The organism is Paraburkholderia sp. (assembly GCF_047605525.1).
Classification (GTDB): Bacteria; Pseudomonadota; Gammaproteobacteria; order Burkholderiales; family Burkholderiaceae; genus Paraburkholderia.
Map to the genome: position 1 here is coordinate 1 of NZ_JASGFN010000046.1, position 20,819 is coordinate 20,819.

The 20,819-nt window shown below is 66.7% G+C and carries 19 protein-coding genes; 7 read left to right on the forward strand and 12 right to left on the reverse strand.

What is annotated here, in order from left to right; all coding sequences use genetic code 11:
* The 4 genes from QM685_RS35520 to QM685_RS35535 all read right to left on the reverse strand — a co-directional run.
* A partial coding sequence (locus tag QM685_RS35520) for a hypothetical protein (protein ID WP_415124029.1) occupies window positions 1–251 on the reverse strand: 251 nt, incomplete at its 3' end.
* Window positions 252–396: 145 nt separating this feature from the next.
* Window positions 397–1,659: a virulence factor family protein gene (locus QM685_RS35525; RefSeq protein ID WP_415123986.1), complete on the reverse strand. Its 1,263-nt coding sequence runs from the start codon at window positions 1,657–1,659 to the stop codon at window positions 397–399.
* Window positions 1,656–4,250, reverse strand: coding sequence for a bifunctional lysylphosphatidylglycerol flippase/synthetase MprF (gene mprF / locus QM685_RS35530; RefSeq protein WP_415123988.1), 2,595 nt, complete (start codon window positions 4,248–4,250; stop codon window positions 1,656–1,658). The genes QM685_RS35525 and mprF overlap by 4 nt, the downstream gene beginning before the upstream one ends.
* 296 nt (window positions 4,251–4,546) lie before the next feature.
* Window positions 4,547–4,690: a hypothetical protein gene (locus QM685_RS35535; RefSeq protein WP_415123990.1), complete on the reverse strand. Its 144-nt coding sequence runs from the start codon at window positions 4,688–4,690 to the stop codon at window positions 4,547–4,549.
* A gap of 236 nt (window positions 4,691–4,926) precedes the next feature.
* On the opposite strand from QM685_RS35535, the gene QM685_RS35540 reads away from it, so the two are divergent.
* Window positions 4,927–6,324, forward strand: a complete 1,398-nt coding sequence (locus QM685_RS35540; protein WP_415123992.1) for an MFS transporter — start codon at window positions 4,927–4,929, stop codon at window positions 6,322–6,324.
* 49 nt (window positions 6,325–6,373) lie between these two features.
* Here the strand turns inward: QM685_RS35540 and QM685_RS35545 are convergent, their stop codons facing one another.
* From QM685_RS35545 to QM685_RS35565, 5 genes are all read right to left on the reverse strand, one after another.
* Entirely contained in the window at window positions 6,374–6,871 is a 498-nt protein-coding gene (locus QM685_RS35545; RefSeq protein WP_415123994.1) for a DUF421 domain-containing protein, read from the reverse strand.
* Between the two features lie 117 nt (window positions 6,872–6,988).
* Window positions 6,989–7,642 carry a glycosyltransferase gene (locus QM685_RS35550; protein WP_415123996.1) on the reverse strand — a complete coding sequence of 218 codons (654 nt, stop codon included), beginning with the start codon at window positions 7,640–7,642 and terminating at the stop codon, window positions 6,989–6,991.
* Window positions 7,639–8,268 carry a class I SAM-dependent methyltransferase gene (locus tag QM685_RS35555; protein ID WP_415123998.1) on the reverse strand — a complete coding sequence of 210 codons (630 nt, stop codon included), beginning with the start codon at window positions 8,266–8,268 and terminating at the stop codon, window positions 7,639–7,641. Before QM685_RS35555 ends, QM685_RS35550 begins: the two co-directional genes overlap by 4 nt.
* A 53-nt stretch (window positions 8,269–8,321) precedes the next feature.
* Window positions 8,322–9,488, reverse strand: coding sequence for an acyl-CoA dehydrogenase (locus QM685_RS35560; RefSeq protein ID WP_415124000.1), 1,167 nt, complete (start codon window positions 9,486–9,488; stop codon window positions 8,322–8,324).
* A 216-nt stretch (window positions 9,489–9,704) separates the two neighbouring features.
* The gene (locus QM685_RS35565; RefSeq protein ID WP_415124001.1) at window positions 9,705–11,678 is read right to left on the reverse strand and encodes a PAS domain S-box protein; all 1,974 of its coding nucleotides are present in this window, start codon (window positions 11,676–11,678) and stop codon (window positions 9,705–9,707) included.
* A gap of 408 nt (window positions 11,679–12,086) precedes the next feature.
* On the opposite strand from QM685_RS35565, the gene QM685_RS35570 reads away from it, so the two are divergent.
* A complete protein-coding gene (locus QM685_RS35570) occupies window positions 12,087–12,284 on the forward strand; it encodes a hypothetical protein (protein WP_415124027.1) in 198 nt (65 codons plus the stop codon).
* Window positions 12,285–12,369: 85 nt separating this feature from the next.
* On the opposite strand, the gene QM685_RS35575 is transcribed toward QM685_RS35570, so the two are convergent.
* Together QM685_RS35575 and QM685_RS35580 are read right to left on the reverse strand one after the other, a co-directional pair.
* Window positions 12,370–13,431 carry an NAD(P)/FAD-dependent oxidoreductase gene (locus QM685_RS35575; RefSeq protein WP_415124003.1) on the reverse strand — a complete coding sequence of 354 codons (1,062 nt, stop codon included), beginning with the start codon at window positions 13,429–13,431 and terminating at the stop codon, window positions 12,370–12,372.
* A 201-nt stretch (window positions 13,432–13,632) separates the two neighbouring features.
* A complete protein-coding gene (locus tag QM685_RS35580) occupies window positions 13,633–14,493 on the reverse strand; it encodes a LysR family transcriptional regulator (RefSeq protein WP_415124005.1) in 861 nt (286 codons plus the stop codon).
* Between the two features lie 170 nt (window positions 14,494–14,663).
* On the opposite strand from QM685_RS35580, the gene QM685_RS35585 reads away from it, so the two are divergent.
* The 5 genes from QM685_RS35585 to QM685_RS35605 all read left to right on the forward strand — a co-directional run bounded on the left by QM685_RS35585 (window position 14,664) and on the right by QM685_RS35605 (window position 19,183).
* Window positions 14,664–16,064, forward strand: a complete 1,401-nt coding sequence (locus tag QM685_RS35585; RefSeq protein WP_415124007.1) for a DHA2 family efflux MFS transporter permease subunit — start codon at window positions 14,664–14,666, stop codon at window positions 16,062–16,064.
* Window positions 16,065–16,229: 165 nt separating this feature from the next.
* Window positions 16,230–17,156: a LysR family transcriptional regulator gene (locus tag QM685_RS35590; RefSeq protein WP_415124009.1), complete on the forward strand. Its 927-nt coding sequence runs from the start codon at window positions 16,230–16,232 to the stop codon at window positions 17,154–17,156.
* Window positions 17,157–17,230: 74 nt separating this feature from the next.
* Window positions 17,231–17,458 carry a hypothetical protein gene (locus tag QM685_RS35595; protein WP_415124011.1) on the forward strand — a complete coding sequence of 76 codons (228 nt, stop codon included), beginning with the start codon at window positions 17,231–17,233 and terminating at the stop codon, window positions 17,456–17,458.
* Window positions 17,459–17,668: 210 nt separating this feature from the next.
* Window positions 17,669–18,793: a glycosyltransferase family 2 protein gene (locus QM685_RS35600; protein WP_415124013.1), complete on the forward strand. Its 1,125-nt coding sequence runs from the start codon at window positions 17,669–17,671 to the stop codon at window positions 18,791–18,793.
* 168 nt (window positions 18,794–18,961) lie between these two features.
* Window positions 18,962–19,183 (forward strand): hypothetical protein, encoded by a 222-nt coding sequence (locus tag QM685_RS35605; protein WP_415124015.1) that lies wholly within the window; start codon window positions 18,962–18,964, stop codon window positions 19,181–19,183.
* Between the two features lie 49 nt (window positions 19,184–19,232).
* Here the strand turns inward: QM685_RS35605 and QM685_RS35610 are convergent, their stop codons facing one another.
* The gene (locus QM685_RS35610; RefSeq protein ID WP_415124017.1) at window positions 19,233–20,540 is read right to left on the reverse strand and encodes an MFS family transporter; all 1,308 of its coding nucleotides are present in this window, start codon (window positions 20,538–20,540) and stop codon (window positions 19,233–19,235) included.
* Between the last annotated feature and the right edge of the window lie 279 nt (window positions 20,541–20,819).

Genomic DNA, 20,819 nt, shown 5'->3' on the forward strand with positions numbered 1-20,819 from the left:
GTCTCGCGCGCCACGTCGTAGACGCGCGCGGTCAGGGTCTTTTTCAGGTAGTCGTCGCAGGATGCAACGCATTGAGCGGCCACAGCGGCCTGTTCGGGTTCGGTTAACAGCAAGGCAAGCTCCTGGTTGGCAACATACGGTGCAACAACGAATCGACCACGCTCGATATCGATCGGCAGCGGGTTCGCCAGGAGGCAGGCAAGAAAGCGGACATAAAAAAACCCGCCTCGTCTGGCGGGTTTATGTGTCACTGCGATTCGACGCGCGCTAACCCACCATTCGATGAATGATGCTAATAATCAGCGCAATACGGATGTCGAGGCAGTTCATGGCGGCGATCTTCGTCGAGTTGGCGGAATTTGTCAATCCTGCATGTTTAGCGTTACGGCGTTGCGGCTAAGGCTCGATGCTCTGCTTTCTGAACGCGGTCAGAATGCGCTGCTCGAGCGCATCGTAGTTGCCGCCGAAATGATGGTCGCCCGACGTGCGAATCACCGCGATGCCGGTCTTGTCGAGCGCCGGGCACAGCGTGTCCTTCTCGTTCTCGCCATAGAAGCATTGCACGATCGACGGCGGCAGATGCGCCAGCTCCGGCTTCACGTTCAGCGCCTTGTCGCTCGCGGGCAGGCCGAGCCAGCCGCCGACGCGAATCTGGAAATCGGCGTCGGGCGCGAAACCGAGCAGCGAAATCAGCGACACTTTCGCGCGCTGCTCCGCGGGCAGACGGTTGTACGCGAACGGCATCACGTCGGCGCCGAACGAATAGCCGACCAGCGCGATGTGCCGCGCGTGCCAGCGCGCGCCGTAGGTTTGCATCACGCGCGCGAGGTCGCGGCTCGTTTGCGCGGGCGGCTTCTCGCTCCAGAAATAGCGCAGGCTGTCCCAGCCGATCACCGACACGCCATCCTTCTGCAACGCCTGGGCGATCGTCTTGTCGAGATCGCGCCAGCCACCGTCGCCGGAAATCACGATCGCCATCAGGCCGTTCGGATGCGCGGCCGGCAGTTCGATCAGCGGCAGATCGGACACGTCGTCATCGCTCGTCGAGACCGATTGCAGATGCGGCGCGACCAGTGCGACGAGGCGCGCGCGATCGGCATGGCCGGTGCTCGCCTGCTCGACGAAGCCCGGCAGCTTGTCGCGGATCACGGTCGGATCCGGCGGGCACGGCTGGAAGCGCGCGTCGAGCGTGTGCTCGGCATCGACGGATACCGCGCCGGCAATCGTATTCGACGGTGCCTGTTCGAGCACGTGCATCGCGAGCGTCGCGCCCTGCCCCGTACCCGCGACGATCGGCGCGAAATAATGGCTCGACTGCGACTGCCGCTCGAGCTGGTGGCTCAGCGCTTCGGCATCGCCCACCAGTTGATGGCAGGTTTCCTGTTTCGCTTTCAGGTTCTGCGCGTAACGCGCGGTGTCTACTCCGACGGTCATCGCGCCGGCCCTCGCAAGCGCATCGGCGCTCTGCTGATCGGCCGCGCTCCAGCCGCCCGCCTGCGAATACAGCACGACGAAGCCGCGCAACGGTCCGTCGGGTTGCGTGACCGTGACGTCGCCATAGCGGCCGCCGGGCACGGTGGTAGTCGCCGCGTGCGCGAGCGCGCCACAGGTCAGAACGCTCGCCGCGACGGCGAGCCGGAACAACGGATGCAATGTCATGAACGCCGGCCTCCCGCCAGCAACGACAGGTCCGCGAGCGTGAAGAACACGCCCACCGAACCCGATGCCGCGAGATAGCGCGGCTCCCAGCGCGGCTGGAACTTGCTCTTGAAAGCACGCAGACCGCGGAAGTTATAGAAGCGGCCGCCGAAGCGCCACACGATGCCGGCAACACGATGCCAGCGCGACGCGAGCGGGGTCGGCTGCATGCCGGACAGCGGCGCGATGCCGAGACTCAGCGAGCGGAAGCCCGCCTGTTTCAGATGCAGCGCGAGCTGCGTGAACAGATATTCCATCGCGTACGGCGACGCGCTTTCGACGTGACGCATCACGCCGACGGTCGCCTCGGTGTTCAGATCGGTCGTCATGAAGGTCACGAACGCGACCGGCTCGCCGTTCTGGCGCACCAGCATCACCGATTGCGCGGCAAGGTATTCGTCATGGAACGCGGCGACCGAGAAGCTCTTCTCGCGCGCGTCGCGACTGTCGAGCCAGCCGTCGGAGATCTCGCGCAGCGTTTCGAGCAAGGCCGGCACGTTCGCCTGATCGATCACCTCGACCGTGAAGCCGTCACGCTCGCCGCGCTTTAATGCATAGCGCAGATGCGCGCGATGCGAGCCCTTCAGATCGAAATCGTCGAGCACGACGTGCGCTTCCTCGCCGAGTTTCATCAGCGTGAGGCCGGCGTCGAGATACAGCGGCAGCGCGTTCGCGCGCACCTGATAGAACGCGGCGCGGCCGCCGTGCTGATGCGCGAGCGCGACGAACTTGCCGATCAGGCCGGCCCATTCTTCGCGAGGCCCCACCGGATCGTGCAACGCGGCCCACGTACGGCCGTATTTCGCGTACATCAGGAACGCCTCGCGCGATTCCGAAAACAGGAAACTCTTGTCGCCCATCAGCGCGAGACCGGCATCGCTGCGCTCCTGCGCGCGCACGATGCGCGCGGCGTCGCGCAGATCTTCGGGCGCCGGCTTGACGAAGCGGCCCGGCGCGAGACGCAGCAGTTGCCAGAACGAAAAGATCGCGGCGAACAGGCTCGCGGCCAGCGTCGCGCGCAGCGCGCGCGGCGCGCGTTCGTCGAATGCGAATTGCCACCACAGGTCGCGCGTGTACGGCACGTCGCGAAACGCGAACAGCATGACCCACGTCGCGAGCATCAGCACCATCGCGACCGACACCAGCCAGCCCGCCGTGAAGCGCTCGGCGAACAGCGACGAATGACGGTTGAAGCGCTTGCGCGTCGCGAGCAGCAGCACGATCAGCATGCCGAGCACGCCCGCCTCGACGAATGCGAGACCTTTGGTCAACGACAGCGCGAGGCTCAGCACCGCGAGCGCGAGCGTCATCCACCATGCGGCGTCGAGCCGCCGCAGCAGCCCGCGCGCGACGAACAGCAGCAGCACGCCGAGCACGCTGCACAGCATCTGCGAGCTTTCGAGCACCCACAGCGGCACGAGATCGCGCAGCATATGAATGCGCTGCCAGAACGCCGGCGTCGCGCTCGAAATCACCAGCATGCCGCCCACCACGAACGTCACGAGGCTCAGAAACAGCGGCGCGAGCTCCGACACGCGCTGCGCCTGCAGCAGCGACAGGCGGCTCTTCAGCGCGCGGCCCTCGAAGCCCGCGAGCAGCGCCGCCGAGACGATCAGCGGCAGGCCGAAATAGATCGCGCGATAGGCGAGCAGCGCGGCGATCATCTGCCGCATCTGCACGTGGCCGCTCAGCGTAAACACCATCGCCGCCTCGAACACGCCGACGCCGCCGGGCGTATGGCCGATCAGGCCGAGCAGCAGCGCGGCCGCGTAGACGGTGATGAAGCCGACGAAGCTCACGTTTGCGTGCGGCAGGAGCGCCCACAGCGCGAGACCCGCGGCGATCACGTCGAGCACCGCGAGCGCGACCTGCGCGAACAGATCGCGGCGCGCGGGAATATCGAACGACAGCCAATGCCAGTGCGTGCGGACCGGCCGCGTCTCGCCACGGCACGCGGCGGCCGCGAGCGCCAGCGCGAGCAGCAGCGCGGCGCCGCCCCAGCGCAGCGCGAGCGGCGTCAGATGCAGCATCGGCGCGAGCTGGCCGGCCATGCAGACCATGCCGAGCGCGCTCATCAGCACCAGCGCGAGCGCCAGCGACACGCTCGTGAACACCGTCATGCGGCCGATCTGCGCGGGCGTGACGTTCGCGACGCCGTAGACGCGCGCGCGCACCGCCCCGCCCGTCAGCGCGCCGAAACCGGTCGCATTGCCGAGCGCGGAGCCCGCGGTCGCGCCGATCCACAGCGCGGCACGCGGCACGCTCGCGCCGAGATAGCGCAGGCCGACCGCGTCGCGCCCGACCAGCGCCACGTAGCTGAGCGCGGTCGCGCCGAGCGCGCCGATCCACTCGCGCGCCGACAGGTTGCGCAACTCGCGTATCACCGAGCGGTAGTCGACCGCCTCCGATAGATGCTGCAGCACGACCAGCAGCAGCCCGCAAATGACGAGCGCGAGCACGGGCGACAGAAGTCCCCGGCTGCCGGGCGCTTTCGATGCCCGGCTGAGCATCGCGCCGAGGCGCCCGAAGCTGTGTTGAAGTCGATGAAACATGGTCAATGCGGGCCTTGCGGGAGCGGTCGCGGCGACGGGCCGTCGCGCGCGGTATCGCCTGTCTCGACGATTACAAAGTGATAACGGCAAAGCGTGCAAAAGGTTGACAGTCGAAGTGATTTCGCTGTCGGTTCAGTTGCGCTGCAAGCCAGAAAGGGGATGGGATCGTAAGGCGTCGGGTGCCGCTCGCGGCCCGGGATTTTTAGCCGCTGATGAGGCCGGAAAACAAAATGCCCGCTACTCGAGCGGGCACGTACGTGACGGTCGGGGCCTTTGCGGCCCCTGACCTGTACCTGTTACTGCGGGCGGCGATACGCTTCGGCGATCATGGCGCAGTTCTGCAGGTGCAGGTTCAGCGCATGCAGCGCCAGCGCGCGCAGCTTGCCGAACAGCGTGGTAGTGGCGGGAAGGGAACGGACGGCGTTCGAGGCGGTGTTCATGACGGGTTCCTTGTGTCGGATACTAGGGTTTATACCTAAGCAATTACCCGATTATAGTCTTCTTATGGCGCACTGCAACAAAAAATAAAAATTTCTGCACCGTCGCGCGCCACACGTCCGTCAAACTCAAAAATGGTAAAAGGGCGATATCGGACAGCCCCGTTATTAGCAATCCGCACCGTACAGGTGCAATAATCACCCCTTTGCGTGCGACGCATCGTCGCAGCCCTGCCGTCATGACCGTCGCCCAGAAAGCTCTGATTGCGCCCCTTATCGTCGCGTGCGCGATGTTCATGGAAAGCGTCGACGCGAACGTAATCGTCACCGCGCTGCCGGCGATGGCGCGCGACTTCGGGCGCGATCCGGTCACGCTGAAAATCGCGGTGACGAGCTATGTGCTCGGGCTCGGCGTGTTCATCCCCGTGTGCGGGTGGCTCGCCGACAAGTTCGGTGCGCGCACGGTGTTTCGCACGGCGATCGGCATCTTCGTGACGGGCTCGCTGTTGTGCGCCGCATCGAATTCGCTCGCCACCTTCACGCTTGCGCGCTTCGTGCAGGGCGTCGGCGGCGCGATGATGGTACCGGTCGGGCGGATCATCATTTTCCGGGTCGTCGAAAAGGCCGATTTCATCCGCGCGATGAACTATCTGAGCGTGCCCGCCATGCTCGGCCCCGCGGCCGGCCCGCTGCTCGGCGGCTTCATCACCACCTATCTGCACTGGCGGCTGATTTTCTTCATCAACGTGCCGATCGGCATTCTCGGCATCTATCTGGCCAATCGCTACATCGCCAACACGCGTGAACCCGACCCCGGTCCGCTCGACTGGATCGGCTTCCTGCTGTCCACGACGGGCGCGGTGCTGCTTCTGCTCGGGTTGTCGCTGGTGGGCGGCGAGCTGATGCCGAACCTCGACGCGTTCGGCATGTGCGCGCTCGGCGCGGTAATGCTCGCTATCTATGTCGCGTACGCGCAGCGCGTCGCGCTGCCGCTGCTCGATCTGCGCTTTTTCAAGGTGCCGACCTTCCAGGCGAGCGTGCTCGGCGGCTCGCTGTTTCGCATCGGACTGGGCGCCCTGCCGTTCCTGCTGCCGCTGATGCTGCAGGAAGGCCACGGCATGAGCGCGTTCCAGTCGGGGCTGATTACCTGCGCGTCCGCGTTCGGCGGCATGTTCATGCGCGCGATCGCCTCGCGGGTGCTGCGCCGCTTCGGCTTCCGTTCGGTGCTGGTGGTCAACGCGGCGCTGTCCGGGATTGCGATTGCCGCCTGCGGGCTCTTCTTCCCGCACACGCCGACGTGGATCATCTGGGTCGTCGTGCTGCTCGGCGGCTTCTTCCCCGCGCTGCAGTTCACGAGCCTGAATTCGCTGACCTACGCGGAGATCGCGAGCCGCGACGTCGGCCGCGCGACGAGTCTCGGCAGTGTCGTGCAGCAGATGTCGCTCGGTCTCGGCGTGACGCTCGGCGGTATCGTGCTGCAGATTTCCCGCGTGCTGAACGGGCATCCGAACGTCATCTGGTCGGATTTCTGGCCTGCGTTTCTGGTGGTCGGGCTGTGCTCGTTCGCGTCGATTCCGGTCACGCTGCGCCTGCCGCGCAGCGCGGGCGAGGAAATCTCGCGGGGTGGGCGCGGCTGAGCGGCGTGCGCCGCTGTCGACCGTTCCGGCCGCCCTGCCGTTCGCGCACTCAGGCGTCGCGCTTGCGGATCACGCTCACCTCGCCGTTGCGTTCGAGAATCGCCGCGGCCACGTCGTCCAGCGAGCGTGAGCCGGTTTTCTGCCGCACCGTTTCCTCGATTTCGGTGCGCGTCACGAGCGCCGCATGCATTTCACGCGTATTGAACGCGCCGTTGCTGAACACCTCGCGCTCGACGCCGCCCACCAGCCGTTCGAAGCGGCGCGATCGCATGCATGCCCACGCGAGCATCCGGTGACACGCGACGATCACGAACGATGCGACCACGGTCGCGACGAACGGCGACGCGCCGACGATCGCCCGGCTCAGCGTCGCGCCGAGCAGGATCACCACGACCGAATCGAACGGCGAGCGCTGTCCGAACGAGCGCCGCCCCGACACGCGGATCAGCGCGAGCGCGATCACGAATACGACGATCGAGCGCAGGCCCATCTGCAGCGGGTCGAGATTCCGGCTGTCGCCGAACAGAACGAAGATCGCGTCCATCATGCTTGCCCTCCTCGCGGCTGGTTGCCGTGCCGATGTCGCGCCGTTGGTTCACGGCATCGCATCGGCACCGCAGCGGCAACGCTTGCGCGACGCGCGGCGGCAAACCGGATATTCGCGTCAGGCGGCCGACCACGCGACGAGCGTGTCGCCGAAACCGCCGCGCGCGCGGGCGGCCGTGCGCGCACTCGTGATCACGCGTGGCGCGGCGCTCCATGCGATGCGCGCGCCCACCGCGATCAGCCGGTCGACGAGCGCGACGTCCTCGCTGCACCGGAGCGGCGGAAAGCCGCCCGCGCGCCGGTACGCATCCGCCGACACGCCGAGATTCGCGCCATGCACATGCCGATGACCGTCGGCGTCCATATAAGTCTTGCGGAAATATTCGCGCACGCTGTGCGGATGCGCGCTCCAGTCGTCGACGGCGATCGAGCCGCATACCGCATCCGCGCCGAGCGCGAGCTGCGCGGCGAGCCAGCCGGGCGCCACGCGGCTGTCGGCATCGGTAAACGCCAGCCAGCGCGCGCCTTGCGCGAGCAGCAACGCCGCGCCGAGCGCGCGCGCGATGCCGACATTGCGCGCTTTCAGCGTCAACGTCTGCACGCCGTAAGCCCGCGCGATCGCGCCGGAAAAATCGCTGCACGCATCGAGCGCGACGACGATCCGCACCGCTTCTCCCGAGAGTTCTTCGTGCCGCGAGGCTTCGAGCAGCGCCGCGAGGCAACGCGCGATCAACGCCTCTTCGTTGTGCGCGGGAACGATCACGCCGATCATAGAAGCCCCTCGCGTTGCGCGACCGAGCGCGCGTCGCGCGACCACACGTCGATCAGCAGATCGGCTTCGTCGTGATGGGCGAGACGCGCGAGACCGCAGCGCGCATCGAAGAGCGCATGCGCGCGATCGGCGGATTCGAGCGCTTCGGCGAACGGCCGGCGCCAATGACACGCGAGCAGCGTACCGTCCGTCGTCAACGAAGCGGCGATGCGCGCGGCCAGCGTTTCGAGTTCGGCCGCGTCGAGGTAGTACGCGAATTCGCTGACGACGATCAGATCGAACGGTCCCGCCTCGCCCGGCCATTCGCGCGGCACCGTGCGCCGTTCGACCCGCACGTGGGACGGTGACCCCGGCGAGCCGGACGATGCGCCGGCCACCCGTGCGCGCGCGAGCGTCACGGCCCGCTCGTGCAGATCGGCTGCGAGCAGCGCATCGCAGCGCTTCGCGAGCTCGACAGTCAGCTCGCCGTTCGCGCAACCCGGCTCGAACACGTTGCGATACCGCGGGCGCGGCAGCAACGCGAGCGTCAACGAGCGCTTGCGGCGTTCGTACCAGCCTTCGCGCAGGCGCCACGGATCGTCGCTGCGGCGGTAGAGTTCATCGAAGTACGGCGCTGTCGAGTTCATCTCGGCGATCCTTTCGCGAATGCGTGTGATGCAGGTGATGCGTGTGGCGGACGTCAGAGCGTCCAGCGCGCCCCGGCCGACGATCCGGCGGGCGCGCTGACGCCGCCGGCGTCCGCGGCCAGCCGCTCGCCGAGCGCGGCGAGATCGCGTTCCGCGTGGCTTTGCCGCAGAAACACCGGCAGGTCCGCGAGCGCACGCGCAAAGCGCGCGTCGCGGCACAGCGGGCCCGCGCCGAGCGCGCGCGTCGCGTGCTCGATCACGGTGCTCGCGGCCGTCTCGACCACGAGGCGCGCGCGCAATGCGACGACTTGTGCATCGACCGACGGATACGCGTCGATCCACGCGGCGGTTTCGCGCAGCACGGCTGCCGCGGCCTCCAGCGCGACGTCGGTCGCGCCGAGATGCGCGAGCCGATGCGCGTCGGCGCGCCGCGCGCACGCGTCGCGCAAGGTTCGGCCGATGCGCGCGGCGGCCCCGTACCAGCACGCGGCAATGCCGGCGCCGCCCTGCCAGAAGCCCGGGCGTCGCACATACGCATGCGGCGCGCCGACGAGCGTCGCCGGGGTGGCGTCGAACGTCACGTCGGCGCTCGCGGTCGCCTGCATGCCGACGGCCTGCCACTTCGACGTATCGATCGAGATCGAAGCCTGGTTAAGCGCGACGGCCGCGAGCACGGGTTCGTCGTCGAGCCACGCGGTGACGAGCGCATGGCTGAGCGCCCGGGCGCCGGAGCACCACGCTTTGGTGCCGGTAAGCCGGAGCTGCGCGGCGGCGTCGCCGCTGCGTCGAACGCCGGCGTCGGCCGCCCGGACGCACGCGTCCGGCGCCTCGGCGGCCCACACGCCCCAGCGGCTCGCTTCGGGCGGCGGCGGGCCATCGAGTTCGGCGAGGATCGCGAGCGCGTCGGTGTGGCCTTCGAACAGTTTGACGAGACCGAGGTCGCACGCGGCCACGTCCGCGAGCGCGCGCCAGCGGACCAGCGTGTCGCCCCGCGCCGGCAACGGCAGCCACGGCGCGCGATCGTAGCCGCGCGCGATCAGCGCGCCGAGCATGTCGCCCAGCGCGGCCGGATCGTCCGGATCGAAACGCGCGTCGCGCAGAAACGCGTCGAGCGGCGCGGCGGTTTGCGTCGAGCGCGGCGCGCGGTCTTCGCTTTCGTGCCGCTGGTGTCGTGACTGCCGCGCCTTGAAGCGGGCCGCATGGTCGTGCGTCTCGAGCATCGTGCCTCCCTGCAACGGTTCGGTCCGCGGCCCACGGATTCGAGGCGGACATGAACGTATGCGGAAGCCCCAGCAAGCGACGTGCCGCGTCACGTCGATCCAGGCGAGGAAAACAGCGAAAGGAAGATGCGCGCGAACTCGCGCAGTCAATGTCAATAGAACAAGCCCGGCGGCCAGTTCGCGTCCGTACGTGTTTCGCGCGTGAGGTGAGCGCCTCTAACGCTCCCCGCCCCCGCTCAGGCGCCCATCGGCCTGCGCCAGCAGCGTATCGAGCACCGCCATCTCCACCGGCTTCACCAGATGCGCATGGAAGCCCGCCTCGCGCGTGCGATCGAGATCGCTGGCATGACCGAAGCCGGTCATCGCCGCGTACATCGTGCGGGCCAGCTCGGGCATCGCGCGCATCCGCGCGAGCGTCGCGTAGCCGTCCATCTTCGGCATCGCGATATCGATCAGCGCGAGATGCGGCGCGAAGCGCGGCGCGATCTGCAGTGCCTGCTCGCCCCCGTACGCAATGCGCACCTCGTGGCCCTTCAGTTCGAGCAGCATCGCGAGGCTGTCGGCCGAATCGTGATTGTCGTCGACGAGCAGCACCCGCAGCGGCTGGACCTCGGGCGCGGCCACGCTCGGGGCGGCTTCTGGGGCTTCGGTCCGCGCGGGCGCGAGCGGCAGACTCAGTGTGAACGTGCTGCCGAGTCCCAGCCCTTCGCTGCTCGCGACGATGCTGCCGCCATGCATCTCGACGAGCGACTTGCACAGCGTGAGGCCGATGCCGAGGCCGCCTTCACCCAGACCCTGGTTGTCCTTTTCCTGCGCGAACAGCTCGAAGATCTTGTCGAGCGAGCGCACCGGAATGCCGCAGCCCGCGTCGCGAACTTCGAGCACGGCCATGCGGAAGTCGACGCGGCCCAGCACGTCGATGGTGCCGCCGTTCGGCGAAAATTTCGACGCGTTGTGCAGCAGGTTCTGCAGCACCTGCACGAGCCGCGTCATGTCGCCGCGAATGATCACCGGTTCGTCGGGCACGTGCGCGACGATGTACTGATTGCGCGCATCGGTAAACGGCCGCGCCGCCTCGATCGCGCGCGCGACGAGCTCGGCGAGATCGACACGCGCGATGCGCAGCTCGACCTTGTCGGACATGATGCGGCCGATATCGAGCAGATCGTCGACGAGCCGCGTGAGGTGCGTGACCTGGCGATCGATCAGATCGCGCGCATGGGTCAGCACCGGGCTCAGCCCGGTTTCCATCTGCATCATGCCGACCGCGTTGCGCACCGGCGCGAGCGGATTGCGCAGTTCGTGCGCGAGCGTCGCGAGAAATTCGCGCATGCGCTCGCCGGAGCGCTCGAGCTCTTCGCGCCGGCGCCGCTCGGTCAGATCGCGCGTGACCTTCGCGAAGCCGCGCAGCCGCCGCGTTTCGTCGTAGACGGCGGTGATGATCACATTGGCCCAGAAGGTCGTGCCGTCCTTGCGCACGCGCCAGCCTTCGTCCTCGACAGTGCCGATCTGCCGGGCGATCGCCAGCTCGCGCGCCGGCTTGCCGGCCGCGGCCTCTTCCGGCACGTAGAACACCGAGAAATGCTGGCCGACGATTTCGTCGTGCGTATAGCCCTTGATGCGCGCCGCGCCCAGATTCCAGCTCACGACGAAGCCTTGCGGATCGAGCATGAAGATCGCGTAATCCTCGACGCTGTCGACCAGCAAACGGAAGCGCTCCTCGCTTTGCCGCAGCGCCTCGAGGTATTCGCGCTGCGCGGTCAGGTCGCGCGTGATCTTCGCGAAGCCCGTGACCTCGCCGGCCTCGTCGCGGATCGCCGTGATCACGACGTTCGACCAGAACGTCGTGCCGTCCTTGCGCACGCGCCAGCCTTCGTCCTCGAAGCGGCCGGTCAGCGCGGCCTGTTCCAGCTCGTAGGTGGGCCAGCCGCGCGCGACGGCTTCTTCGGTATAGAAGCGCGAGAAATGCTGACCGACGATCTCCCGTTCGGTGTAGCCCTTCAGCTTCTGCGCACCGGCATTCCAGCTCACGATGTGTCCGCTCGCGTCGAGCAGGAAGATCGCGTAGTCCTCGATGGCCTGCACGAGCGACGAGTAATCGATGCTGACAGGCAGTGTCGCCGCGGCCTCGGCCTGCACTCGGGCGGGTTCGCCGTTTTCGCGGGAAGAAGGGGCGTCGAGCTGGGTCATGGCATGCACGTAGAAGAATTTTCGTCTGAAGCAAACGCCGGGCCTGAGCGGCGCTGGGTTCTGTCGCGTGATGAGTTGGCCGGTGGGGTGGCCGGGCTTGTCCGGGGTTGCACGGTCTGCACGCGATGATTGGATTCGCCCGGACGCGCTCGCCGCGCCGCACGGACGTTTCGTATGGCCCGCATGGCGCTGTCGGGTCGCTGTCGGGTTTATGAAACGCAAAGCTTAAACGCCGGGCCCTGCATTTGCTAGAGCGTATTTACGGCAGCCTCGCAGCCGTCGCGGCTTCGGCTGCGCGTTGCAACACCTCATCCGGACAGGGAGCCTGAATTGCAAAACACTCGATCGCAATACGCATGTACGCGCCGCGCCAGAAACTTTGCCGCCACCTTCGCCGTTGCCGCGGCGCTGGGCCTCGCTCATCACGCCGCTTACGCGGAAGGCTGTACCAAGGGCGCGGTGGTGGGCGGCGTGACCGGCCACGTCGCCGGGCATCACGGGGTGGCGGGCGCGGCCGCGGGCTGCGCAATCGGCCACCATGAAGCGAAAAAGAAGGACAAGGCCGCGAGCGCCGCGGCGGCGGCGAGTCAGCCCGCCGGCAAATAGTGCCTGCCGCGCGCGGCACGTACGGGTAAGAACATGACCGGTGGCCGCGCTACCCTGCGCCAGCTGTTCTGTGCCGCCGGACCGCTCACCCCGCTGCGCCGATCTTTTCCGCGAGCTTCGCGTCGTAGCTCGAATGGACGTGCACCCGTTTCTTCTCGGGATACGCATACGCGTACGCCTTGCGCAGTGCGAGCGATGCCTCGTGAAAACCGGACAGAATCAGCTTCTGCTTGTTCGGATAATTCGCGATATCGCCGACCGCGAAGATGCCCGGCCGCGAACTCTCATAGTTGGACGTATCGACGTCGATGCGTCCGCCGTGGATCGTCAGCCCCCATTGCGCGATCGGACCGAGATCGGCGACGAGTCCGTAGAGCGCGATCAGATGCCCGGCCTCGAGCTGCGTTTCGCCGTCGATATGGCGCAGCGTCAGCGATTTCAGTTTTCCATCCTCGACATCGAGGCCCGCGATTGCGCCGACGATGAAGTCCATCTCGCCCGCTTCGACCGCGCGGCGCATCAGCTCGACGCTCGAATCGGCCGCGCTGAAGCCCGCGCGCCGGTGCACCAGCGTCACGCGCCGCGCGACCTTGCGCAACGCGAGCGCCCAGTCGAGCGCGGAATCGCCGCCGCCCGCGACGACCACGACCTGGTCGGCGAAATCGGCGAGCCGCGGCACGCTGTAGTGCACGTGACGCTTCTCGAGCGGCACGGCCTCGGGAAGCATCAGCTTTTGCGGCACGAACGCGCCGTTACCGGCCGCGAGCAGGATCGCCGCGACGTCGAAGACGAGACCGCGCTGCGTGCGCACGGTCCAGCGGCCGTCGTCGCGCTGCTCGAGCGTTTCGACGCGCTGTTCGAGATGGATCGGCACGTCGAACGGCTTCACCTGCGCCATCAGCCGCTCGACCAGTTCGCGCGCGGTGCACGACGGAATCGCGGGAATGTCGTAGATCGGCTTGTCGGGATACAGCTCGATACACTGGCCGCCCACCCTGCCGAGCACGTCGACGATCTGGCACGTGAGGCCGATCACGCCGGCCTCGAACGCCGCGAACAGGCCGACGGGACCGGCGCCGACGATCAGCACGTCGGTGCGGATCGGCGCTGGTGACGAAGCGGATGCGTGGTCGGCGGCGGTCGTCATGGGCGGGTTCTCCGGTAGCGGCGATGAACGCTGGATCTAGGGTGGATAACCCACCATACCGAATCGACCGTCACGCGGCAACGATGCCATTGCCGGCGGTAAGGATGCTCGGCGCGCACGCGGTGCGCCCGCATTTCAACGACGGGGAACGGGTCGACCTGACGCTGCTCGTGTCGGCGATCAACGCCGCCGTCCCTCCCGTCACTCGCCGACCCACGAGCCGCGCAGATCGCTGTCGTGCAGCAGTTGCAGCAGCGTGCCGGCCGGGCGGCTCAGGCGCTTCGCCGCTAGCGCGATGAATTCCACCGACGGCAGCGCCGGCAGCGCGGCCGCGTTCAGCGGCGGCGCGAGCCCGCGCGCGGCCAGATAGTGCGGACGCACCGTAATGCCGAGCCCGCCGCGCGCCGCGGCGACGCAGCCCGAGTGGCTGCTGCTCGTGCACACGATCTGCCAGCTCGCGCCCACCTCGGCCAGTGCGTCGAGCACGACCGCGCGCGTGACGCTCGGCTCGGCGACGAGGATCAACGGCAGCGGCTGCCCCAGATCGACGAGCGTGCCGGTGCGCGCGAGCCATTCGAGCCGCCCGGTGAAAAGCGGCACGCCGCGCCGGTCGCCGAGCCGGCGCTTGCCGACCAGCAGATCGATCGCGCCCGCGTCGAGCAGTTCGTAGAGCTTGCCGGTCATGCCGATCGTGATTTCGAGCTCGACGTCCGGATGCGCGTTGCGAAACGCCGCCAGCACGGTCGGCAGCGGGCCGAGCGCGATGTCGTCCGAGGAACCGAGCCGCACGCGCCCTTTCAGGCGCGGTGCGCGAAACTGCGATTCCGCGCGCGACAACGCCTGCAGGATCACGCTCGCATGCGCGAGCATCGCCTCGCCGTCGGGCGTCATCGCGAGCGAATGGGTGTCGCGCACGAACAGACGCCGGCCCACGCTCTGTTCGAGACGCCGGATATGCTCGCTGACGCTCGACTGCGTCAGATCGAGCCGCCGCCCTGCCTCGGTGAAGCTATGGCAGGCGGCGACGGTCGAGAAGGTCTTGAGCCAGATTGGATTGAGCATGCGCCATTGTCGCGCTGCCTATCGGCAATGTCGATAACAGTCAGTGACCCTAGTGGGGTTCCCGATTGACGACGATGTCAATAAGATGACGCAATTCCCGCTTGTCCCCCGTGGGCGGCGCTCATGCCGCCACGGCTGCCGCCCTGGCCAGCGCGCCCGCTGTTGAAAAAATGACCAAGGATTCCACCCACTCCGCCCTGCTCTGGATCGTCGCTTCCGGCTTCTTCATGCAGTCGCTCGACACGACGATCGTCAACACCGCCCTTCCGTCGATCGCCCATAGCCTGCACGTCGCGCCGCTCGCGATGCAGCCGATCGTCGTCGCGTACACGCTGACGATGGCGATGCTCACCCCCGCCTCCGGCTGGCTCGCCGACCGCTTCGGCACGCGCCGCGTCTACTTCGCGGCCATCCTCGTGTTCGTGCTCGGCTCGATCTGCTGCGCGAGCGCGCATACGCTCGGCGAACTGGTGCTCGCGCGCGTGCTGCAAGGGCTCGGCGGCTCGATGCTGCTGCCGATCGGACGGCTCGCGGTGCTGCGCAGCGTGTCGGGCGAGCAGTACGTGGCGGCGCTCGCGTTCACGTCGATTGCGGGCCAGCTCGGCCCGATTGCCGGGCCGACGCTCGGCGGCTGGTTCGTGCAGGCGATCACATGGCACTGGATCTTCCTGATCAACGTGCCGATCGGCGTGGTCGGCCTGTATGCGGTGCACCGCTTTCTGCCGTCGCATGACGAAACCCAGGCGCCGCCGTTCGATTTCGTCGGCTGCGGACTGCTGTCGCTGTGCATGATCGCGTTTTCGCTCGCGATCGACACGCCGGTCGCCTCGCATCGCGCCGCCTGGTCGGCGGGGCTGTTCGCGCTGGCCGTCGCGAGCGCGCTGGCCTATATTCCGTACGCGAAAAGCCGGCGCGACCCGCTCTTCAGACTGTCGCTATTCGGCGAGCCGAATTTCAGCGTGGGCCTGATCGGCAACCTCGTATGCCGCGTCGGCTCGAGCGCGGTGCCGTTTCTCGTGCCGCTGCTGCTGCAATTGCAGCTCGGCTATTCGCCGCTGCACTCCGGTCTGATGATGCTACCCGCGGCGGTCGCCGGCACGCTCGCGAAACGCTGGATCGCGCCGCTCGTGCGCCGTTTCGGCTATGAGACGTTCCTGCTCGTCAATACGATCATCGTCGGCTCGGCGATCGTCGCGTTCTCGCTGATTTCGCACGGCACGCCGCTCATCGTCGAGATCGCGATCCTCGCGGTGTTCGGCGCGGCCAACTCGATGCAGTTCGCGGCGATGAACAGCGTCACGCTGAAGGACCTCTCGCACGAAGACGCGGGCAGCGGCAACAGCCTGTTCTCGATGGTGCAGATGCTCGCGATCGGTCTGGGCGTATCGATCGGCGGCGGCCTCGTGAATCTGTTCTCCGCGCAGTGGGGTTCGGCGGCGCTCGGCTTTCGCCTCGCGTTCGTCTGCGTCGGCGTGATCACGCTCGTGTCCGCGTGGATCTTCCGCCATCTCGACGATCCGTCGGGTACGCGCGTGATTCGCGGTCAGGCCGTGCAAGGCGCGGGACGTTGACGCGTGGCGCGCGTGGGGTCTGGCGCTGCGAATGTTCGACACGATGGCATGACGATCGATACGTGATGTCATCTCTTTATTAATCGCACCGTATCGCGCTCGAATTCAAACAGACTTTCGCGTTAGCATGTCGGGCATTAACGGCTACCAGTCAGGGAACCCCAGATGCCATTTGACGAGCGCATGCTGAACGGCATGGGCGTGCTGACGGCGATCGTCGATTGCGGCAGTTTCGCGGCCGCCGGCGTTGCGCTCGATATGTCGCAGTCGGGCGTAAGCCGTTCGGTGGCCCGGCTCGAAGCGCGCCTCGGCATTCGCCTGTTCGACCGCACCACGCGCTCGGTCACGCTGACCGACGAAGGCCGGCACTTCTATGAGCAGATCGTGCCGCTGCTCGGTGGACTCGAGGAAGCGGCGGCCTCCGCGGCGCGAGGCGCGAGCGCGGTGCGCGGACGTCTGCGCGTCAATATGGATCCGTTCTTTTCGCGGCTCTTGCTGGGGCCGCGCCTCGGCGCTTTCATCGACAAACATCCGGATCTGCAGCTCGAGCTGATCACGCGCGATCAGCTAGGCGATATGATCGCGGACGGTTTCGATGTCGCGATCCGTTTCGGCGAACCGCCCGTGTCGTCACTCGTGGCCCGCAAGCTGCTCGATACGCGCGTGCTGACCGTGGCCTCGCCGTCGTATCTGAAGAAGCATCGGCAGCCGGCGAATCCGGCCGAGCTCGAAAACGGCCAGCATGTGTGCATCAAGTTTCGCGATCCGATCAGCGGCTATCCGTTCGGCTGGGAATTTCAGCGCGGCCGCAAGAAACTCGCGATCGCGCCGCAAGGACGCCTGATCGTCAACGATGTCGGCACGCTGCATAGCGTTTGCATCGCCGGTCAGGGCATCGCGCAGATTCTGGCGCTCGGCGCGCAACCGCTGCTCGCGAGCGGCAAGCTCGTCGAGCTGTTTCCGGATTGGGGCGACCAGGTTTATCCGCTGTATGCGCTGTATCCGTCGCGGCGTCATCCGGCCAAGGTACGGGCGTTTCTCGATTTCATCGTGTCGCTGACGGGCGTCGCCCCGCGCGAAGCGGCCGCGTAACCTCGCCATCCGGCCGCGCCGGTCAGGCCCATGCCTTGCTGCCCCACGGTTGTCTTCCTTCCAGGAGAGCAGCCATGAACAAAACCACGGAAAAAGCCAAGGGCGAAACAAAAAACGCGGCCGAAAATAAATCGGAAAGCAAAGCGGACACTCAGCCCGAGGACTTCGCTCACCCGCACCACGCCGCGCACAGCGATGACGCCCGCAGCAAGATGCCCGAACGCGGCGACGAAAGCCGCCAGCAATCGCCCGCGGACCGTCCGGGCAAAAAACCCGGCGAGGGCGAGCCGTCGGTCAGTTGAAAAAAATAAAACCCGGCCTGCAAGCGGCTTTGCTGCGATGCGCAGCCTGGCCGCATAAATCTTCCGCTTACACCGCCTTTCTGTAAGCAAACATTTCTTCCACATTTTTACCGAATATTTTTTCGGCGCATTGGACTATTTTGCTGCTTGCGGCAAGGTGTGCGCCCAGCGAACCGGCTGCCGCTTCCTGATCGATAAAAGGCGACGCCCATGTCCAATCCGTCAAGCTCCCCCGCTGCTTCTTCGCCCCTTCCCGCGTCCGCGGCACGGGTGTCGATCTGCCTGCCCACCTGCAACCGTCCCGATCTGCTCGCGCAGTGCATCGATTCCTGTCTCGCGCAGCGCCACCGCAACCTGGAAATCGTGATCGGCGACGATTCGACGGATGCGCGCACGCAGCAGTTGATCGCGCAGCACTACGGCGACGAGCCACGCGTGCGCTATGCGAAGAACGAGCCGCCGCTCGGCCAGGCGCGCAATGTCGCGAGCCTGTTCGAGCGGGCGAGCGGCGACAGGATTCTGTTGATCCACGACGACGATCTGCTCACGACCGATGCCGTCGAAAAGCTCGTGTCGCTGTGGGTGCGGCATCCGCAACTCGACGCCGCGTTCGGCGACCAGTACGAAGCGGATCACGACGGCGTGATCGACTTCGACGCCAGCGTGCGGCTCAACGCGGACTTCCGCCGCACGCGGGAGGTCGAGGGCGTGCAGCCGCTCGCGGGTCGCACCGGCCTGATCCAGATGTTTCCGAACAACGGCTGGATGGCCGACGCGCGGCTCGTCAAGCGCATCGGCTACAAGGAACAGTACGGCATGTGCTGCGATTTCGTGTTCGGCACCGAGCTGTGCCTCGCCGCGCGCGAGGTGTTCTACCTGCACGACTATGTGTCGGTGTACCGCAAGACAGCGACGTCGATTTCGCACAGCACGCGCGGCACGACCTCGGCCGCGCCGCTCAGCGCATACGGGTTCGTGAAATCGCTGGATCTGCCGGCGCGACTGGAGCCGTCGCGCAAGCTCGCATTGCGCCGCCTCGTGCCGATCGTCGTGTCGATTCACGCGAAAAACCGGCAACCACGCGCGGGATTGCGGGTCGCGCTCACGCATCTGTTCGCGTACAACTATGGCTTCAGCGCGCGGCTTTACTACCATCTATTGATGCTTGCGCGCGCGGCGCTGCGCGATGGCGGCCCGGTGGCCAGCGCGGCGACCGGCGCGGCGGCGGCCGCGGTCGCCGCGGTGACGGCCGCGCCGGCGGTTGCGGCGGACCAGGCCGCGGCGGTCAAGGAGTTCGTCGGCGAGCTGGTGAGCGATCGGTCCGAGCCCGTGTGAACGGGAGTGCGCGGATGACGTGAAACTCGGACGCGCATCCATCCGCATTGTTAAAGCGGTTTTCTGCTAAGCATTTCCTGCTTAGCAAACGCATATTCGTTACTTGGTCGCGCGTGCGCCGCTGATTACGATGAACACGACCCGTCATCGCAACAGAGGTAGTTCGCCATGTCAGACAATGCGTGTTTCAGACCGCGTGTGATCGAGCCGATCGTCGATAGTCAGCCGGAAGGACTCGGGCTCGCGGTGGAATTGTGGCTCGCGCAACCGATCGACGGCATCGCGGGCCGCGCAGTGCAGATTCATCTGCGCAGCGGCGCGAAGATGGAACAGGCCGAGACACTGCGTGATCTGTTGCATGCATGGGGTACGCGGATCGTCGTGAGTTGAGCGCGGCACGTTCTTCCCGTGGCGCGCTCATGCCCACCGCGCTAGCCCCTCACGGCTCGTGCCGCAGATATCCCTCGGTCGACGGATCGCGCATCCGCAACGACACGAGGCCCGCGATCGCGCACATCGCCGTTACATACCAGAAGAACATCGACTCGACGCCGGCCGACTTGAGCCACAGCGCGACGTATTCCGCCGAACCGCCGAAGATCGCATTCGCCACCGCATACGAGAGCCCCACGCCAAGCGCGCGCACTTGCGGCGGAAACATTTCCGCCTTGATGAGACCGCTGATAGACGTATAGAAGCTGACGATCGCGAGCGCCAGCACGACCAGCGCGAATGCCGCATACGGATCGGTCACGTCCTTCAGCGCATGCAGCAGCGGCACCGTGCCGATCGTCGCGAACAGGCCGAAGCACAGCATCGAGCGGCGCCGGCCGATGCGGTCCGACAGCGCGCCGAACGCCGGCTGCATCAGCATGTAGACGAACAGCGCCGCGGTCATCACCGAGCTCGCGGTCTTCGCATGCATGCCGGCCGTGTTGACGAGATACTTCTGCATATACGTCGTGAACGTATAGAAGATCAGCGAGCCGCCGGCCGTGAAGCCGAGCACCGTCATGAACGCGGCCTTGTGCTCCCACAATCCGCGCAGCGTGCCCGCTTCCTTGCGCTGACGCGTCGCGGCAGTCGTGGTTTCGTCGAGCGATTTACGCAGATACAGCGCGATCAATGCCGCAATCGCGCCGATCACGAACGGCACGCGCCAGCCCCATGCCTTCAGCTCTTCGGTCGACAGCGTCTGTTGCAGGACCACGAGCACGAGCAGCGCGCACAACTGGCCGCCGATCAGCGTCACGTACTGGAACGACGCGAAGAAGCCGCGCCGGCCCTTCAACGCGACCTCGCTCATATAGGTCGCGCTGGTGCCGTATTCGCCGCCCACCGACAGCCCTTGCAGCAGCCGCGCGAGCAGCAGCAGCGCCGGCGCGAGCGCACCGATCTGCGCATACGTGGGCAGCATCGCGATCACCAGCGAGCCGCCGCACATCATGAACACCGACACCATCATCGCGGTGCGGCGGCCGCGCTTGTCGGCCAGCCGGCCGAAGAACCAGCCGCCGATCGGCCGCATCAGGAAGCCGGCGGCGAACACGCCGGCCGTGTTGAGCAACTGCGTCGTCGTGTTGCCGCTCGGGAAGAACGACGGCGCGAAATACAGCGCCGTAAACGAATACACATAGAAGTCGAACCATTCGACGAGATTGCCCGATGAAGCGCCGACGATCGCGAAGATGCGGCGCCGTGTGTCGTGGGCCGGCGCCACGATGGATTGCCCGGTCAGGTCGTTCATGCTGGTGTCTGTCCTTTTCTGAAACGAGGATGGCGGTCGGGGCGCCGCCTTGATCGCGCACACGCCGGGCTGGCCCGCGGGTTGCCCCTGCGGGTGTCCTCGGCGCGTGTGCGCGAATTTTACATAGGCGAAAGCAAAAGATGGGTTTTTGTCAGAAAACTGCATGAAAGTCCTGGGTATGAACCAGGGGTAATTCGCGTGGCGATTTGCATCGCAACAATGACAAAGCCCCCGCCAGTCTTGCGACTGGCGGGGGCCTGGAGTTGAGCCGGACTGACC

Excerpts from the sequence above, each read along its gene's own strand:
- QM685_RS35525 (WP_415123986.1), bottom strand. The coding sequence starts at position 1,659 with ATGACATTGCATCCGTTGTTCCGGCTCGCCGTCGCGGCGAGCGTTCTG.
- mprF (WP_415123988.1), bottom strand. The coding sequence starts at position 4,250 with ATGTTTCATCGACTTCAACACAGCTTCGGGCGCCTCGGCGCGATGCTC.
- QM685_RS35535 (WP_415123990.1), bottom strand. The coding sequence starts at position 4,690 with ATGAACACCGCCTCGAACGCCGTCCGTTCCCTTCCCGCCACTACCACG.
- QM685_RS35540 (WP_415123992.1), top strand. The coding sequence starts at position 4,927 with ATGACCGTCGCCCAGAAAGCTCTGATTGCGCCCCTTATCGTCGCGTGC.
- QM685_RS35545 (WP_415123994.1), bottom strand. The coding sequence starts at position 6,871 with ATGATGGACGCGATCTTCGTTCTGTTCGGCGACAGCCGGAATCTCGAC.
- QM685_RS35550 (WP_415123996.1), bottom strand. The coding sequence starts at position 7,642 with ATGATCGGCGTGATCGTTCCCGCGCACAACGAAGAGGCGTTGATCGCG.
- QM685_RS35555 (WP_415123998.1), bottom strand. The coding sequence starts at position 8,268 with ATGAACTCGACAGCGCCGTACTTCGATGAACTCTACCGCCGCAGCGAC.
- QM685_RS35560 (WP_415124000.1), bottom strand. The coding sequence starts at position 9,488 with ATGCTCGAGACGCACGACCATGCGGCCCGCTTCAAGGCGCGGCAGTCA.
- QM685_RS35565 (WP_415124001.1), bottom strand. The coding sequence starts at position 11,678 with ATGACCCAGCTCGACGCCCCTTCTTCCCGCGAAAACGGCGAACCCGCC.
- QM685_RS35575 (WP_415124003.1), bottom strand. The coding sequence starts at position 13,431 with ATGACGACCGCCGCCGACCACGCATCCGCTTCGTCACCAGCGCCGATC.
- QM685_RS35580 (WP_415124005.1), bottom strand. The coding sequence starts at position 14,493 with ATGCTCAATCCAATCTGGCTCAAGACCTTCTCGACCGTCGCCGCCTGC.
- QM685_RS35585 (WP_415124007.1), top strand. The coding sequence starts at position 14,664 with ATGACCAAGGATTCCACCCACTCCGCCCTGCTCTGGATCGTCGCTTCC.
- QM685_RS35590 (WP_415124009.1), top strand. The coding sequence starts at position 16,230 with ATGCCATTTGACGAGCGCATGCTGAACGGCATGGGCGTGCTGACGGCG.
- QM685_RS35595 (WP_415124011.1), top strand. The coding sequence starts at position 17,231 with ATGAACAAAACCACGGAAAAAGCCAAGGGCGAAACAAAAAACGCGGCC.
- QM685_RS35600 (WP_415124013.1), top strand. The coding sequence starts at position 17,669 with ATGTCCAATCCGTCAAGCTCCCCCGCTGCTTCTTCGCCCCTTCCCGCG.
- QM685_RS35605 (WP_415124015.1), top strand. The coding sequence starts at position 18,962 with ATGTCAGACAATGCGTGTTTCAGACCGCGTGTGATCGAGCCGATCGTC.
- QM685_RS35610 (WP_415124017.1), bottom strand. The coding sequence starts at position 20,540 with ATGAACGACCTGACCGGGCAATCCATCGTGGCGCCGGCCCACGACACA.